The following is a 15342-nucleotide window of genomic DNA, read 5'->3' on the forward strand; positions in this document are numbered from 1 at the left end:
GTGTCGCTGATCAGCCCGATCGCGATGGAAGATGGTCTGCGCTTTGCGATCCGTGAAGGCGGCCGCACCGTCGGCGCCGGCGTCGTATCCAAGATCATCGAGTGATACAGTAGATAAGTTGAACGATCGACCGCGAGAGGCGGCGCCCGGTGCGTCGTCTCTCGCGTTTGTTTCTTGTCGATTCGATTTTTAGGCCAGTAGCTCAATTGGCAGAGCAGCGGTCTCCAAAACCGCAGGTTGGGGGTTCGAGTCCCTCCTGGCCTGCCATCTTCACCGATGGCGGCGAGTACCGGGTGATACGTATTCATGAGTGAACAATCGGAACAGACCGGCGGGCTGGATACCTTCAAGCTCGCGGTAGCCGTGGCGCTGCTGATTGCCGGCGTCATGGGCTTCTATTGGTTCTCGGACGAGTCCACTCTGATCCGTGTGCTCGGGCTGCTGGCCGTGGTCGGCGTGGCCGTGGCGATTGGCATGACCACGGCGAAGGGGCATCAGCTGGCGGCCTTCATGGGCAATGCCCGTACCGAGGTGCGCAAGATGGTCTGGCCGACCCGGGTCGAGACCACGCAGACCACGCTGATCGTCATCGCCGTCGTGATCATGGTGGGGATCTTCCTCTGGCTCCTGGACATGTTCCTGGGCTGGGGTATCAGTCGTTTCATCGGTTAGTCACAGGATTCTCTCCATGGCATTACGCTGGTACGTCGTACAGGCATTCTCGGGCTTCGAGGCCCAGGTGAAGCGGTCCCTGGAGGAGCGCGTCGAACGTTTCGGCATGCAGGACCACTTCGGCCAGATCCTGGTGCCCACCGAAGAGGTCGTCGAGATGAAAGACGGCCAGAAGCGCAAGAGCGAGCGCAAGTTCTTCCCGGGCTATGTGCTGGTGCAGATGGACCTGAACGACGAGGCCTGGCACCTGGTCAAGGCCGTGCCGCGTGTGCTCGGTTTTATCGGCGGTACTGCCGATCGTCCGGCTCCGATCAGTGACAAGGAAGCCGATGCCATCCTGCAGCGTATGCAGGAAGGTGCCGAGAAGCCGCGCCCGAAGGTCCTGTTCGAAGTGGGCGAGATGGTGCGCGTCATCGACGGCCCGTTCAACGATTTCAACGGCGTGGTCGAGGAAGTGAACTACGAGAAGAGCCGCCTCCTCGTCGCCGTACAGATTTTTGGTCGCTCGACACCCGTGGAACTCGAGTTCCACCAAGTCGAGAAAACCTGACGTACTGACGTCACCACTGCTAGTCGGGGAGCCGCGAGGCGCTTGCACCCGAGGGAGTCATCATGGCGAAGAAAATCGAAGCGTATATCAAGCTTCAGGTGCCCGCCGGCAAGGCCAATCCGAGTCCGCCCGTCGGGCCGGCGCTGGGTCAGCGCGGCGTGAACATCATGGAGTTCTGCAAGGCGTTTAACGCCCAGACCCAGGAAACGGAGCCCGGTCTGCCGATTCCGGTGGTGATTACCGTCTATTCGGATCGCAGCTTTACCTTCATCACCAAGACGCCGCCAGCGGCGATCCTGCTGAAGAAGGCTGCGGGCGTGCAGAAGGGGTCCGGCGAGCCGAATACCAGCAAGGTTGGCACCGTGACTCGGGCGCAGCTCGAGGAAATCGCGAAGACCAAGGAGCCGGATCTGACCGCCGCCGATCTGGACGCCGCGGTGCGCACCATTGCTGGCAGTGCCCGTAGCATGGGTCTCGAAGTGGAGGGCCTCTGACATGGCGAAAATGACCAAGCGAATGAAGGCCATCCGCGAAAAGGTCGAGCCGGGCCGCCTGTATCCGGCGACCGAGGCCTTTGATCTGCTGCGTGAGCTGCCGAAGGCGAAGTTCCGCGAGTCGGTTGACGTGGCGGTGAACCTCGGCGTGGACCCGCGCAAATCCGATCAGGTCGTGCGTGGCTCCACCGTGCTGCCGCACGGCAATGGCAAGAGCGTGCGCGTGGCCGTGTTCACCCAGGGCGCCAATGCCGACGCCGCGAAGGAAGCCGGTGCCGATGTGGTGGGCATGGACGATCTCGCCGAACAGGTGAAGGCCGGCCAGATGGACTTCGACGTGGTGATCGCCTCCCCGGACGCGATGCGGGTCGTCGGTCAGCTCGGCCAGATCCTGGGCCCGCGCGGCCTGATGCCGAACCCGAAGGTCGGCACCGTGACGCCGGATGTGGCCACTGCGGTGACCAACGCCAAGAGTGGCCAGGTGCGCTACCGCACCGACAAGGGCGGGATCGTGCACTGCACCATCGGTGCGGCCGACTTCGATTCGAACTCGCTGGCGGACAACCTGAACGCTTTGCTGGCGGATCTGGTCAAGATGAAGCCAGCGACCTCGAAGGGCCAGTACGTCAAGGGGGTCACGGTCTCCACGACGATGGGCCCGGGCGTGAAGGTCGATCAGGCATCGCTGTCACTGTAAGAAGTTTTTTGGTTTTTGGTCGGCTGTCGCGCAAGCGGCACGCCATCCAAGACCGCAGGCGCCACCCCGTTCTCGGGGTGGCTTAATCCACCAGCCTGCGCAGATGGTGTCACCCGATTCAGGAAGTACCTGCGACGGGAGCACCGAAGTGCCGGGTTCGCCCGGTTTCACGACCGCCTCCGGGTGGTCTCACTAGAGGAGAGTCAACGTGGCTTTGAATCTCGACGACAAGAAGGCGATTGTCTCGGAGCTGGCTACGGTTGCTGCCTCGGCGCATTCCGCGGTCGCCGCGGAATACCGGGGTCTCTCGGTCGCGCAGATGACCGACCTTCGTCGGCAGGCCCGCAATTCCGGGGTCTATCTGCGGGTGGTGAAGAACAACCTAGCCAAGCGTGCCATTGAGGGTACGGATTTCGCGTGCATGCAGCCCGAGCTGCATGGCCCGCTGATCCTGGCCTTCAGCGAGGAGGAGCCTGGCTCCGCTGCGCGCCTGGTGAAGTCCTTCGCCAAGGAAAACGAACAGCTGAAGGTCCGGATGGTGTCCTTTGGTGGGCAGCTGATGGGGGCGAATGATCTCGATCGCCTCGCCAGCCTGCCGACGCGTGATGAAGCGCTTGCGCAGCTTCTCGCCACCATGAAGGCGCCGCTCGACAAGTTCGCCCGTACGGTGAACGAAGTCCCGGGCAAGCTCGTGCGTACCGTTGCAGCAATTCGTGACCAGAAACAGGCAGCCTGAATCTCATCAAGCCGTTTCTGAGCAAGTACTGAATGAATACGGGTGTTCCCCGTTAGGAGAGTAAAAAATGGCCGTTTCGAAAGAAGACATCCTGGAAGCCATCGGCAACATGACGGTCCTGGAAATCGTGGACCTGATCAGCGAGATGGAAGAGAAGTTCGGCGTTTCCGCCGCTGCCGCCGTCGCGGCCGCCCCGGCTGCCGCTGGTGGTGGTGAAGCCGCAGCTGCCGAAGCCAAGGACGAGTTCGACGTTGTCATGTCCAGCTTTGGCGAGAACAAGGTTGGCGTGATCAAGGTCGTCCGTGGCCTGACCGGTCTGGGCCTGAAGGAGGCCAAGGAAATGGTCGAAGGCGTGCCGGCCACCGTGAAGGAAGGCGCGGCGAAGGAAGAAGCCGAGAAGATGAAGGCGGAGCTGGAAGAGGCTGGCGCCACTGTCGAACTGAAGTAAAAGGCGCTTGCGCCTGTTGTTTTCGTGTACATCACGAAGCCCTGAGGCTGGCGGCCTTCCGGTCGTCAGCCTCAGCCCGTGGTGGCGCGGGTTTTTTCGCGCGTTGTTCAGCTAGCCGCCGAGGTAAGCCATGGCCCTCAGTTATACCGAAAAGAAACGTATCCGCAAGGACTTCGGGAAGCGTCCCCAGATCCTGGACGTCCCGTATCTGCTGGAAACCCAGTTGACCTCCTATCGGGATTTCCTGCAGGCCGAAAAGGGTCCGGACGCGCGCCAGGTGCTGGGCCTGCACGCGGCGTTTCAGTCGGTGTTCCCGATTGTTAGCTATTCCGGTCATGTCCAGCTCGAGTACGTCAGCTACCGCCTGGGCGAGCCGCTGTTCGATGTGAAGGAATGCCAGATCCGCGGCGTGACCTACGCGGCCCCGCTGCGTGTGCTGCTGCGCCTGGTGATCCACGACAAGGAGGCCCCGGCCGGCTCCACCGTGGTGAAGGAGGTCAAGGAGCAGGAGGTCTACATGGGCGAGATGCCGCTCATGACCGAGAACGGGACCTTCGTGATCAACGGCACCGAGCGCGTGATCGTCTCCCAGCTCCACCGTTCGCCCGGCGTGTTCTTCGACAGCGACCGTGGCAAGACTCAGGGCAGTGCCCAGAAGCTGCTCTACAACGCGCGCATTATTCCGTACCGCGGTTCCTGGCTGGACTTCGAGTTCGACGCCAAGGACGGGGTTTACGTGCGTATCGACCGTCGCCGCAAACTGCCGGCGTCGATCCTGCTGCGCGCGCTGGGCATGGATACCGAAGAGATCCTGTCCACCTTCTTTGAATTCAACCAGATCACCCTCGACGACGACGGCGGTGAACTGGACCTGATCCCCGAGCGTCTGCGCGGCGAGACCGCCGTGGTCGACATCACCGACGGCAAGAACGTGATCGTCGAGGCCGGGCGCCGGATTACCCCGCGGCATATCCGCGAGATCGAAAAGGCCGGCATCAACCGCCTGCGCGTGCCGGACGAGTACCTGCTCGGCCGCGTGCTGGCCAAGGGCGTGGTCGACGAGTCGACCGGCGAGTTGATGGCGGCCGCCAACGACCCGCTGACCCAGGAGTTGCTGGACAAGCTGCGCGCCGAGGGCGTGAAGTCGGTGGAGACCATCTACACCAACGACTACGACCATGGCCCGTTCATGTCGGACACCCTCCGTCTGGATCCGACCAAGACGCAGTTGGAGGCCCAGGTCGAAATCTATCGCGTGATGCGCCCCGGCGAGCCGCCGACCAAGGACGCCGCCGAGAACCTGTTCTCCAACCTGTTCTTCTCCGAGGACCGCTACGACCTGTCGGCGGTTGGCCGGATGAAGTTCAACCGCCGTGTCGGCCGCGATACCGACGAGGGTCCGGGCGTGCTGTCGCCCGAGGACATCCTCGATGTGCTCAAGGTCCTGATCGACCTGCGCAACGGCAACGGCCGCACCGACGACATCGACCACCTCGGCAACCGCCGCATCCGCAGCGTGGGCGAGATGGCCGAGAACCAGTTCCGCCTGGGCCTGGTGCGCGTCGAGCGTGCGGTCAAGGAGCGTCTGACCGTCGCCGAGAGCGAGGGCCTGATGCCGCAGGAGCTGATCAACGCCAAGCCGGTGGCGGCCGCGGTCAAGGAGTTCTTCGGGTCCAGCCAGCTGTCGCAGTTCATGGACCAGAACAACCCGCTGTCCGAGGTGACGCACAAGCGTCGCATCTCCGCGCTGGGCCCGGGCGGCCTGACGCGCGAACGCGCGGGCTTCGAGGTGCGCGATGTGCACCCGACCCACTATGGCCGTGTCTGCCCGATCGAGACGCCGGAGGGCCCGAACATCGGCCTGATCAACTCGCTGGCCGTGTACGCCCGTACCAACCGTTACGGCTTCCTCGAGACCCCGTACCGCAAGGTCGAGGAGGGCAAGGTCACCGACGAGATCGTGTATCTCTCCGCGATCGAGGAGAGCCAGTACGTGATCGCCCAGGCGAACGCGGCGATGGACGAGCAAGGGCGTCTGACCGACGACCTGGTCTCCTGCCGCTTCCAGGAGGAATTCACGATCTCGACGACGGACAAGATCCAGTACATGGATATCTCGCCGAAACAGATCGTGTCCGTGGCGGCCGCGCTGCTGCCGTTCCTCGAGCATGATGATGCGAACCGCGCCCTGATGGGTGCGAACATGCAGCGTCAGGCCGTGCCGTGCCTGCGCGCGGACAAGCCGCTGGTCGGTACCGGTATTGAGCGCACCGTGGCCATCGACTCCGGTTCCGCGATCGTCGCCAAGCGCGGCGGTACGGTCGATTCCGTGGACGCCGCCCGCGTGGTGGTGCGCGTGAACGACGACGAAACCGTCGCCGGCGAGCCGGGTGTCGATATCTACAACCTGACCAAGTACTCGCGTTCCAACCAGAACACCAGCATCAACCAGCGTCCGCTGGTCGCGGTGGGCGACGAAATTGCCCGTGGCGACGTGCTGGCCGATGGTTCCTCGACCGATCTCGGCGAGCTGGCCCTGGGGCAGAACATGATGGTCGCGTTCATGCCCTGGAACGGCTACAACTTCGAGGATTCCATCCTGATCTCCGAGCGCGTGGTGCAGGAAGACCGCTACACCACGATCCATATCGAGGAGCTCAACTGTGTCGCGCGCGACACCAAGCTGGGCCAGGAAGAGATTACCGCGGACATCCCGAACGTCTCCGAGTCGCTGCTGGCCAAGCTGGACGAGTCCGGTGTGGTCTATGTCGGCGCCGAGGTGAACCCGGGCGACATCCTGGTCGGCAAGGTCACGCCCAAGGGCGAGACCCAGCTGACCCCGGAAGAGAAGCTCCTGAGGGCCATTTTTGGCGAGAAGGCCTCGGACGTGAAGGATACCTCCCTGCGTGTGCCGTCCGGCATCGAGGGCACGGTGATCGACGTGCGCGTGTTCACCCGCGATGGTGTGGAGAAGGATGCGCGCGCCAAGTCGATCGAGGAAGACGACCTCGCCGCGGTCAAGAAGGACCTGAAGGACCAGCTGCGGATCTACGAGGACGACATCTATGCCCGCGTCGAGAAGCTGCTGGTCAACAAGGCCGCCGCCGGTGGCCCCGAAGGGCTGGGTGACGGCTCCAAGGTCACCAAGAAGTACCTGCAGGGATTGTCCCGCGACCAGTGGTTCGAGGTGCGCCTGAAGGACGACGCCGTGAACTCCCAGCTGGAGGACCTCGGTCGCCAGCTGCAGGAGCAGCACGAGCTGTTCGACAAGAAGTTCGAGCACCAGAAGGCCAAGGTCGCCGCGGGCGACGACCTGCCGCCGGGCGTGCAGAAGATGGTCAAGGTCTACGTGGCCGTGAAGCGCCGTTTGCAGCCGGGCGACAAGATGGCCGGTCGTCACGGGAACAAGGGCGTGATCTCGATGATCGTGCCGGAAGAGGATATGCCGTTCCTCGACGACGGTACCCCGGTCGACGTGGTCCTGAACCCGCTGGGCGTACCCTCGCGTATGAACGTCGGACAGGTACTGGAGGTGCATCTGGGCTGGGCCGCGAAGGGGCTGGGCGACAAGATCAACCGCATGCTGGAGGCGCAGGCCGAAATCGCGAAGCTGCGCGAGCTCCTGGGCCAGATCTACAACCACCGTGACAAGAAGGTCGATCTCGATTCCATGTCGGATGCGGAGATCATTGCGCTTTGCCGCAACCTGCGCGGTGGCGTTCCGATGGCCACGCCGGTGTTCGATGGTGCCGAGGAGGCCGAGATCAAGGAGATGCTGCGGTTGGCCGATCTGCCCGAAACAGGGCAGGCCGAGTTGTTCGACGGCCGCACCGGCGACTCCTTCGATCGCCCGGTGACCGTCGGCTACATGCACATGCTGAAACTGAACCACCTGGTCGACGACAAGATGCATGCGCGCTCGACCGGCCCGTACTCGCTGGTGACCCAGCAGCCGCTGGGCGGTAAGGCGCAGTTCGGTGGCCAGCGCTTCGGCGAGATGGAGGTCTGGGCGCTGGAGGCCTACGGCGCCGCCTACACCCTGCAGGAAATGCTGACGGTGAAGGCGGACGACGTGCAGGGCCGCAACAAGATGTACAAGAACATCGTCGACGGCGAGCACCACATGGAGGCCAACGTCCCCGAGTCGTTCAACGTGCTCATGAAGGAGATCAAGGCGCTCGGCATCAATATCGAGCTGGAGCAGGACTGATCTCCTCCGATCCGAATGTGATCCGAAGGGGTGCAGGGCACCCCTCGACCCAAAGCTTTGTGAGGCATAGCGAATGAAAGACCTCCTCAATCTGTTCAAGCAGCAGACCCAGCCGGAAGAGTTCGATGCGATCCGTATCGGCCTGGCCTCCGCGGACCAGATCCGTTCGTGGTCCTTCGGCGAGGTGAAGAAGCCGGAGACCATCAACTACCGGACCTTCAAGCCGGAGCGCGATGGCCTGTTCTGCGCCAAGATCTTCGGCCCGGTGAAGGATTACGAATGCCTGTGCGGCAAGTACAAGCGCCTCAAGCACCGGGGTGTGGTCTGCGAGAAGTGCGGCGTCGAGGTGACCCAGACCAAGGTGCGCCGCGAGCGCATGGGGCACATCGACCTGGCCTCGCCGGTCGCGCACATCTGGTACCTGAAGAGCCTGCCGTCGCGCATCGGGCTGCTGCTCGACATGACCCTGAAGGACATCGAGAAGGTGCTCTACTTCGAGTCCTTCATCGTGATCGACCCGGGCTTCACCACGCTGGAGAAGCGCCAGCTCCTGACCGACGAGGAATACCTCGAGGCGATGGAGGAGCACGGTGACGACTTCACCGCGATGATGGGTGCCGAGGCCGTGCTTTCCCTGCTCAAGGAGATGGACCTGCAGGGCGAGGCCGCGAAGCTGCGCCAGGACCTCTCCGAGACCGGCTCCGAGACCAAGATCAAACGTCTGGGCAAGCGCCTCAAGCTGATCGAATCGTTCCTGGACTCCGGCAACAAGCCGGAGTGGATGATCATGTCCGTGCTGCCGGTGCTGCCGCCGGACCTACGTCCGCTGGTGCCACTGGACGGTGGCCGCTTCGCGACCTCTGACCTCAACGACCTGTACCGCCGGGTGATCAACCGCAACAACCGGCTGCGCCGCCTGCTGGAGCTGAATGCGCCGGACATCATCGTGCGCAACGAAAAGCGCATGCTGCAGGAGTCCGTGGATGCGCTGCTGGACAACGGCCGTCGCGGCCGTGCGATCACCGGCACCAACAAGCGCCCGCTGAAGTCCCTGGCCGACATGATCAAGGGCAAGCAGGGCCGCTTCCGCCAGAACCTGCTGGGCAAGCGTGTCGACTACTCCGGCCGTTCCGTGATCGTGGTTGGCCCGACCCTGCGTCTGCACCAGTGCGGCCTGCCCAAGCGCATGGCGCTGGAACTGTTCAAGCCGTTCATCTTCGGCAAGCTGCAGCGCCGTGGACTGGCCACCACCATCAAGGCCGCCAAGAAGGCCGTGGAGAAGGAAGGCCCCGAGGTCTGGGATATCCTCGAAGAGGTGATCCGCGAGCACCCGGTGATGCTGAACCGCGCGCCGACCCTGCACCGCCTGGGCATCCAGGCGTTCGAGCCGGTGCTGATCGAAGGCAAGGCGATCCAGCTGCACCCGCTGGTCTGCGCCGCGTTCAACGCCGACTTCGACGGCGACCAGATGGCCGTACACGTGCCGCTGTCGCTGGAGGCCCAGTTGGAGGCGCGCACGCTCATGCTGTCTTCCAACAACGTGCTCTCTCCGGCTAACGGCGAGCCGATCATCGTGCCGTCGCAGGACATCGTGCTGGGCTTGTACTACCTCTCGCGCGAGAAGGTGAACGCGAAGGGCGAGGGCATGACCTTCTCCGACGTGGACGAGGTGCACCGCGCCTATGAACACAAGCAGGTCGATCTGCATGCCCGGATCACCGTGCGCATCGCCGACACCATGGCCGATGTGGCCGACGGTGAACCGCTGCCGTCCATGCGTGTGGAAACCACCGTCGGTCGCGCGATTCTGTCGCGCATTATGCCGAAGGGCCTGCCGTTCGAGCTGATCGACCGCGAGCTGAACAAGAAGACCATCTCCGCGCTGATCAACTCGTGCTATCGCCGCCTGGGTCTGAAGGACACGGTGGTGTTCGCGGACCAACTGATGTACGCGGGCTTCTACTACTCCACCCGCGCCGGCGTGTCGTTCTGTGCCGATGACATGGTCATCCCGGACGAGAAGCACCCGATCCTGCAGCACGCCGAGGACCAGGTGAAGGAGATCGAGGATCAGTACGCCTCGGGTCTGGTCACCAAGGGCGAGCGCTACAACAAGGTCGTGGACATCTGGTCGCACTGCAATGACCAGGTCGCCAAGGCGATGATGGAGCGGCTCGGCAAGGAACAGGTGACCAATGCCGAGGGCGAGACGGTCGAGCAGAGCTCGTTCAACTCGATCTTCATGATGGCCGATTCCGGCGCGCGTGGTTCCGCTGCCCAGATCCGTCAGCTGGCGGGGATGCGCGGTCTGATGGCCAAGCCGGACGGCTCCATCATCGAGACGCCGATCACCGCGAACTTCCGCGAGGGTCTGAACGTTCTGCAGTACTTCATCTCGACCCACGGCGCGCGCAAGGGTCTGGCCGATACCGCGCTGAAGACCGCGAACTCCGGTTACCTGACCCGCCGTCTGGTGGATGTATCGCAGGACGTGGTGGTCACGCAGCACGACTGCGGAACCCAGCAGGGCCTGATGATGAAGCCGATCATCGAGGGCGGTGACGTGGTCGAGCCGCTGCGCGATCGCGTACTGGGCCGTACCACGGCGGTGGATGTCCATCGCCCGGGTACCGACGAGGTCCTGATCCCGGCGGGAACGCTGCTGGATGAGGCGATGGTCGACAAGCTCGACGCCGCCTCGGTGGACGAGGTGCTGGTGCGCTCCGCGATTACCTGCGAGACCCGTCAGGGTATCTGTGCCAAGTGCTACGGTCGCGATCTGGCCCGTGGCCACGAGGTTAACGAGGGCGAAGCGGTGGGCGTGATCGCCGCGCAGTCCATCGGTGAGCCGGGTACGCAGCTGACCATGCGTACCTTCCATATTGGTGGTGCGGCCAGCCGTGCGGTAACGGTCAGCGCGATCCAGGTGAAGAATGCCGGGGCCGTGCGTCTGCACAACCTGAAGACCGTCACCAACAAGGCGGACAACCTGGTCGCGGTGTCGCGTTCCGGGGAGCTGGGCGTGATCGACGACCAGGGTCGCGAGCGCGAGCGCTACAAGATCCCGTATGGCGCCACCATTACCGTGAAGGACGGCGATGCGGTCGAGGCCGGTCAGGAAGTCGCGACCTGGGATCCGCATACCCATCCGATCGTCACCGAAGTGGGCGGCTACATCCGTCTGGCGGACTTCGTCGAGAACGTCACGGTCACCAAGGAGACCGACGAGTTCACTGGCCTGTCGCAGAACGTGGTGCTCGATCCGAAGAGCCGCTCCAGCGCTGGCAAGGACCTGCGTCCGACGGTCAAGCTGGTCGACGACGACGGCAACGAGGTGTACATCCCGGGCACTGACATGCCCGCGCAGTACATGCTGCCGGCCAATGCGATCTTCAATCTCGAGGACAACGGCCGTGTCGAGGTCGGCGATGTTATCGCGCGGCTGCCACAGGAGTCGTCCAAGACCCGCGACATCACGGGCGGCCTGCCGCGTGTGGCCGACCTGTTCGAGGCTCGTCGTCCGAAGGAACCCGCGGTGCTGGCCGAGATCTCCGGCACCGTCTCGTTCGGCAAGGAGACCAAGGGCAAGCAGCGCCTGGTGATTACTCCGGACCAGGGCGATCCGGTCGAGATGCTGATCCCGAAACTGCGCACCGTGAACGTGTTCGAGGGCGAGCGCGTGGAGCGTGGCGAGGTCGTGGTCGATGGCGAGCTGGATCCGCACGACATCCTGCGGCTGCGCGGCGTAACGACCCTGGCCGAGTATCAGGTCCAGGAGATCCAGGACGTCTACCGCTTGCAGGGCGTGAAGATCAATGACAAGCACATCGAAGTCATTGTTCGCCAGATGATGCGCAAGGTGAACATCGTCAACCCGGGTGACACCAAGTTCCTCGCGGGCGACCAGGTCGATCGCAACCGTGTCCTGGAGGAGAACGAGAAGCTGGGTGATGACCAGCAACCAGCGACCTACGAGCGCGTGCTGCTCGGGATCACCAAGGCCTCGCTGGTCACCGAGTCGTTCATCTCTGCGGCTTCGTTCCAGGAGACCACCCGTGTGCTGACCGAGGCGTCCACCCGTGGCGCCCGTGACGACTTGCGTGGCCTGAAGGAGAACGTGATTGTGGGTCGCCTGATCCCGGCCGGGACGGGGTTGGCCTATCACAAGGAACGTCGCCGCAAGCGCGAGTTGGAAATGCCGGAGTTCGAGAGCATCGAGGAGGAGTCGGCGGTGACCGCCGACGTCGAATCCGATGCGTCGGGCCCGGAAACCACTGGGGAAGGCTCCGAATAGCCTCCCCTTCTGTTGACACCTCAGGGGGCGGCGATTAGAATTCCGCTCCCTCGACAGGCCGGTCACGGCGCCGGCCTGTCGTTATTTTTAGGCTAGGAGAAAGGGTTTCATGGCCACGATCAATCAGTTGGTACGCAAGCCCCGCAAGCGCCCCGTCGAGAAGAGTGCGGTGCCGGCGCTGCAGGGTTCGCCGCAGAAGCGCGGGGTATGCACCCGTGTCTACACGACCACGCCGAAGAAGCCGAATTCCGCGCTGCGCAAGGTTGCGCGCGTGCGTCTGACCAATGGCTACGAAGTGAGTAGCTATATCGGCGGCGAGGGCCACAACCTCCAGGAACACTCGGTGGTCCTGATTCGTGGCGGTCGTGTGAAAGATCTTCCCGGTGTGCGCTACCACACGGTGCGTGGCTCCCTGGATACCCAGGGTGTGCAGAACCGCACCCAGGGTCGTTCCAAGTACGGCACCAAGCGCCCGAAGAAATCCTAACCGTGTACAAGAGCGGGAACTGAAACATGTCGAGAAGAGCAGCTGCCCCCAAGCGTCACATCCTTCCTGATCCGAAATTCGGAAGCGAGCGCCTGGCCAAGTTCATCAATACCGTGATGCGTGACGGCAAGAAGTCCGTCGCCGAACAGGTCGTGTACGGCGCGCTGGACCAGATCGAGTCCAAGCAGGGTGACGGTATGGGTGCGCTGGAACGCGCGCTGGACAACATTCGTCCGCGCGTCGAGGTGAAGTCTCGTCGTGTGGGTGGCGCCACTTACCAGGTGCCGGTCGAGGTTCGCTCCGTGCGTCAGGACGCCCTGGCGATGCGCTGGGTGGTGGAAGCGGCCCGCAAGCGCGGCGAACGCACGATGGCGCTGAAGCTGGCGGGCGAGCTGATGGACGCCGCCGATGCCAAGGGCTCCGCCGTGAAGAAGCGCGAAGACACTCACCGCATGGCGGAAGCGAACAAGGCGTTCGCCCACTTCCGCTGGTAAAACCGATTTAGAGAGGCTCAACGTGGCACGCAAGACCCCACTGAAGCGCTACCGGAACATCGGGATCAGCGCGCACATCGACGCCGGCAAGACGACGACGACCGAGCGCATCCTGTTCTACACCGGTCTGTCGCACAAGATCGGCGAGGTGCATGAAGGCGCCGCCACGATGGATTGGATGGAGCAGGAGCAGGAGCGCGGGATCACCATCACCTCCGCGGCGACCACCTGCTTCTGGCAGGGCATGGCCCAGCAGTTCCCGGAGCATCGCGTCAACATCATCGACACCCCGGGGCACGTGGACTTCACCATCGAAGTCGAGCGTTCCATGCGTGTGCTGGACGGTGCGGTGATGGTTTACTGCGCCGTGGGTGGCGTGCAGCCGCAGTCCGAGACCGTCTGGCGGCAGGCCACGAAATACTCCGTGCCGCGTATGGCGTTCGTCAACAAGATGGACCGCGCCGGTGCCGACTTCCTGCGTGTCTACGAGCAGATGAAGGAGCGCCTGCAGGCCAACCCGGTCCCGATCCAGCTGCCGATCGGCGCCGAGGACAACTTCCGCGGCGTGATCGACCTGGTCAAGATGCAGGCGATCTTCTGGGACGATGAAAATTACGGGATTTCCTTCGAGTACAAGGATATCCCCGACGAACTCAAGGCCGAGGCCGAGAAGTGGCGCGAGAACATGCTCGAGGCCGCCGCCGAGGCCAATGAAGAGCTGATGGACAAGTACCTCAACGAGGGTACGCTCAGCGAAGAAGAGGTCAAGCAGGCGATCCGCCACCGCACTATCGAGCTCGAGATCGTGCCGATGCTGTGCGGGTCCGCGTTCAAGAACAAGGGCGTGCAGGCCATGCTGGACGCGGTAGTGGAATACCTGCCGTCTCCGGAAGAGGTCAAGGCCATCAAGGGTGTGAAGGCCGGCACCGAGGAGCCCGTGGAAAAGCATGCCTCGGACGACGAGCCCTTCGCGGCGCTGGCGTTCAAGATCATGACCGACCCCTACGTCGGTTCGCTGACGTTCGTGCGGGTGTATTCCGGCGTGCTGAGTGCTGGCGATACCGTGCTCAATACGCAGAACAACCGTCGCGAGCGGATCGGCCGCATCCTGCAGATGCACTCCAACTCTCGCGAGGAGATCAAGGAGCTGCGCGCGGGCGACATTGGCGCAGTCGTTGGGCTCAAGGATCTGTATACCGGGAGCACGCTGTGCGCGCCGAACGACCCGGTCGAACTGGAGCGCATGGAATTTCCGGAGCCGGTGATCTCGATCGCCGTCGAGCCGAAGACCAAGTCGGACCAGGAAAAGATGGGTATCGCGCTGAACAAGCTGGCGCAGGAAGATCCGTCATTCCGCGTGCGTACCGATGAGGAATCCGGCCAGACCATCATTTCCGGAATGGGCGAGCTTCACCTGGAGGTCCTGGTGGACCGCATGAAGCGCGAATTCAAGGTCGAGGCGAACGTCGGTCAGCCGCAGGTTGCCTACCGCGAGACGATCAAGAAGAGTGTCGAGTCCGAAGGCAAGTTCGTGCGTCAGTCGGGCGGTCGCGGTCAGTACGGCCATGTCTGGCTTCGCATCGAGCCGCAGGAGCCCGGTGATGGCTACGAGTTCGTCAACTCCATTGTTGGCGGCGTAGTGCCGAAGGACTACATCCCGGCCGTGAACAAGGGTGTCGAAGAGCAGATGGCCAACGGCGTGCTCGCCGGTTACCCGGTGGTGGACGTGAAGGTCACGCTGTTCGATGGCTCCTACCACGACGTGGACTCGAACGAGATGGCGTTCAAGGTTGCCGGCTCCATGGCCTTCAAGGAAGGCGCACTGAAAGCCGGTGCCGTGCTGCTCGAGCCGATGATGAAGGTCGAGGTCGAGACGCCGGAAGAGTACATGGGCGACGTGATGGGCGACCTCAATCGCCGCCGCGGCCTGGTCAAGGGCATGGAAGATGTCGCGGGCCAGAAGCTGTTGAAGGCGGAAGTCCCGCTGTCCGAGATGTTTGGTTATTCGACCCAGCTGCGCTCGATGAGCCAGGGCCGCGCCACCTATTCGATGGAGTTCGAAAAGTACTCCGAGGCGCCAGCCCAGGTGGCCGAAGCCGTGGCCGCGAAGGCCTCCTGATCCGAATCGCGTAATCCGAAAGAACTGTAGAAAGAGGTTTGAGCTGTGTCCAAGGAAAAGTTCGAGCGTAAGAAGCCGCATGTGAATGTGGGGACGATTGGTCATGTGGACCATGGCAAGACCACGCTGACGGCGGCGATG

General features: G+C 63.2%; 12 protein-coding genes, 1 tRNA gene and 1 pseudogene. All 14 read left to right on the forward strand.

From position 1 onward, the window contains the following. Window positions 1–105, forward strand: a pseudogene (locus tag F623_RS13360) (elongation factor Tu); the annotation flags it as partial. 86 nt (window positions 106–191) lie between these two features. Continuing rightward, window positions 192–267: transfer RNA gene (locus F623_RS0112685), tRNA-Trp, on the forward strand. Between the two features lie 39 nt (window positions 268–306). After that, on the forward strand, window positions 307–672 hold the full coding sequence (gene secE / locus F623_RS0112690) for a preprotein translocase subunit SecE (RefSeq protein ID WP_018862846.1): 366 nt from the start codon (window positions 307–309) through the stop codon (window positions 670–672). A 16-nt stretch (window positions 673–688) separates the two neighbouring features. Beyond that, entirely contained in the window at window positions 689–1222 is a 534-nt protein-coding gene (gene nusG / locus F623_RS0112695; RefSeq protein WP_018862845.1) for a transcription termination/antitermination protein NusG, read from the forward strand. A gap of 62 nt (window positions 1223–1284) precedes the next feature. Beyond that, complete coding sequence (rplK, locus tag F623_RS0112700; RefSeq protein ID WP_018862844.1) at window positions 1285–1716, forward strand: 50S ribosomal protein L11; 432 nt, start codon at window positions 1285–1287, stop codon at window positions 1714–1716. A 1-nt stretch (window position 1717) separates the two neighbouring features. Next, a complete protein-coding gene (rplA, locus tag F623_RS0112705; protein WP_018862843.1) occupies window positions 1718–2413 on the forward strand; it encodes a 50S ribosomal protein L1 in 696 nt (231 codons plus the stop codon). A 214-nt stretch (window positions 2414–2627) separates the two neighbouring features. Continuing rightward, window positions 2628–3149 (forward strand): 50S ribosomal protein L10, encoded by a 522-nt coding sequence (gene rplJ / locus F623_RS0112710; RefSeq protein ID WP_026278794.1) that lies wholly within the window; start codon window positions 2628–2630, stop codon window positions 3147–3149. A 67-nt stretch (window positions 3150–3216) separates the two neighbouring features. Further along, window positions 3217–3597 (forward strand): 50S ribosomal protein L7/L12, encoded by a 381-nt coding sequence (gene rplL / locus F623_RS0112715; RefSeq protein ID WP_018137615.1) that lies wholly within the window; start codon window positions 3217–3219, stop codon window positions 3595–3597. Window positions 3598–3727: 130 nt separating this feature from the next. Then, a complete protein-coding gene (gene rpoB, locus F623_RS0112720) occupies window positions 3728–7807 on the forward strand; it encodes a DNA-directed RNA polymerase subunit beta (RefSeq protein WP_018862841.1) in 4080 nt (1359 codons plus the stop codon). Window positions 7808–7880: 73 nt separating this feature from the next. Next, complete coding sequence (gene rpoC / locus F623_RS0112725) at window positions 7881–12101, forward strand: DNA-directed RNA polymerase subunit beta' (protein ID WP_018868776.1); 4221 nt, start codon at window positions 7881–7883, stop codon at window positions 12099–12101. A gap of 109 nt (window positions 12102–12210) precedes the next feature. Then, window positions 12211–12588 carry a 30S ribosomal protein S12 gene (gene rpsL, locus F623_RS0112730; protein ID WP_018862839.1) on the forward strand — a complete coding sequence of 126 codons (378 nt, stop codon included), beginning with the start codon at window positions 12211–12213 and terminating at the stop codon, window positions 12586–12588. Between the two features lie 26 nt (window positions 12589–12614). Continuing rightward, a complete protein-coding gene (rpsG, locus tag F623_RS0112735; protein WP_012983536.1) occupies window positions 12615–13082 on the forward strand; it encodes a 30S ribosomal protein S7 in 468 nt (155 codons plus the stop codon). Between the two features lie 22 nt (window positions 13083–13104). Next, window positions 13105–15201: an elongation factor G gene (gene fusA, locus F623_RS0112740; protein ID WP_018862838.1), complete on the forward strand. Its 2097-nt coding sequence runs from the start codon at window positions 13105–13107 to the stop codon at window positions 15199–15201. 45 nt (window positions 15202–15246) lie between these two features. Continuing rightward, on the forward strand, window positions 15247–15342 hold a 96-nt coding region (locus tag F623_RS12940; protein WP_018137563.1), incomplete at its 3' end, for a GTP-binding protein.

Source organism: Thioalkalivibrio sp. ALD1 (assembly GCF_000381245.1).
In the GTDB taxonomy this organism is placed as follows: Bacteria; Pseudomonadota; Gammaproteobacteria; order Ectothiorhodospirales; family Ectothiorhodospiraceae; genus Thioalkalivibrio.

Excerpts from the sequence above, each read along its gene's own strand:
- rplK (WP_018862844.1), top strand. The coding sequence starts at position 1,285 with ATGGCGAAGAAAATCGAAGCGTATATCAAGCTTCAGGTGCCCGCCGGC.
- secE (WP_018862846.1), top strand. The coding sequence starts at position 307 with ATGAGTGAACAATCGGAACAGACCGGCGGGCTGGATACCTTCAAGCTC.
- rpsL (WP_018862839.1), top strand. The coding sequence starts at position 12,211 with ATGGCCACGATCAATCAGTTGGTACGCAAGCCCCGCAAGCGCCCCGTC.
- rplA (WP_018862843.1), top strand. The coding sequence starts at position 1,718 with ATGGCGAAAATGACCAAGCGAATGAAGGCCATCCGCGAAAAGGTCGAG.
- rpoB (WP_018862841.1), top strand. The coding sequence starts at position 3,728 with ATGGCCCTCAGTTATACCGAAAAGAAACGTATCCGCAAGGACTTCGGG.
- rpsG (WP_012983536.1), top strand. The coding sequence starts at position 12,615 with ATGTCGAGAAGAGCAGCTGCCCCCAAGCGTCACATCCTTCCTGATCCG.
- rpoC (WP_018868776.1), top strand. The coding sequence starts at position 7,881 with ATGAAAGACCTCCTCAATCTGTTCAAGCAGCAGACCCAGCCGGAAGAG.
- rplL (WP_018137615.1), top strand. The coding sequence starts at position 3,217 with ATGGCCGTTTCGAAAGAAGACATCCTGGAAGCCATCGGCAACATGACG.
- nusG (WP_018862845.1), top strand. The coding sequence starts at position 689 with ATGGCATTACGCTGGTACGTCGTACAGGCATTCTCGGGCTTCGAGGCC.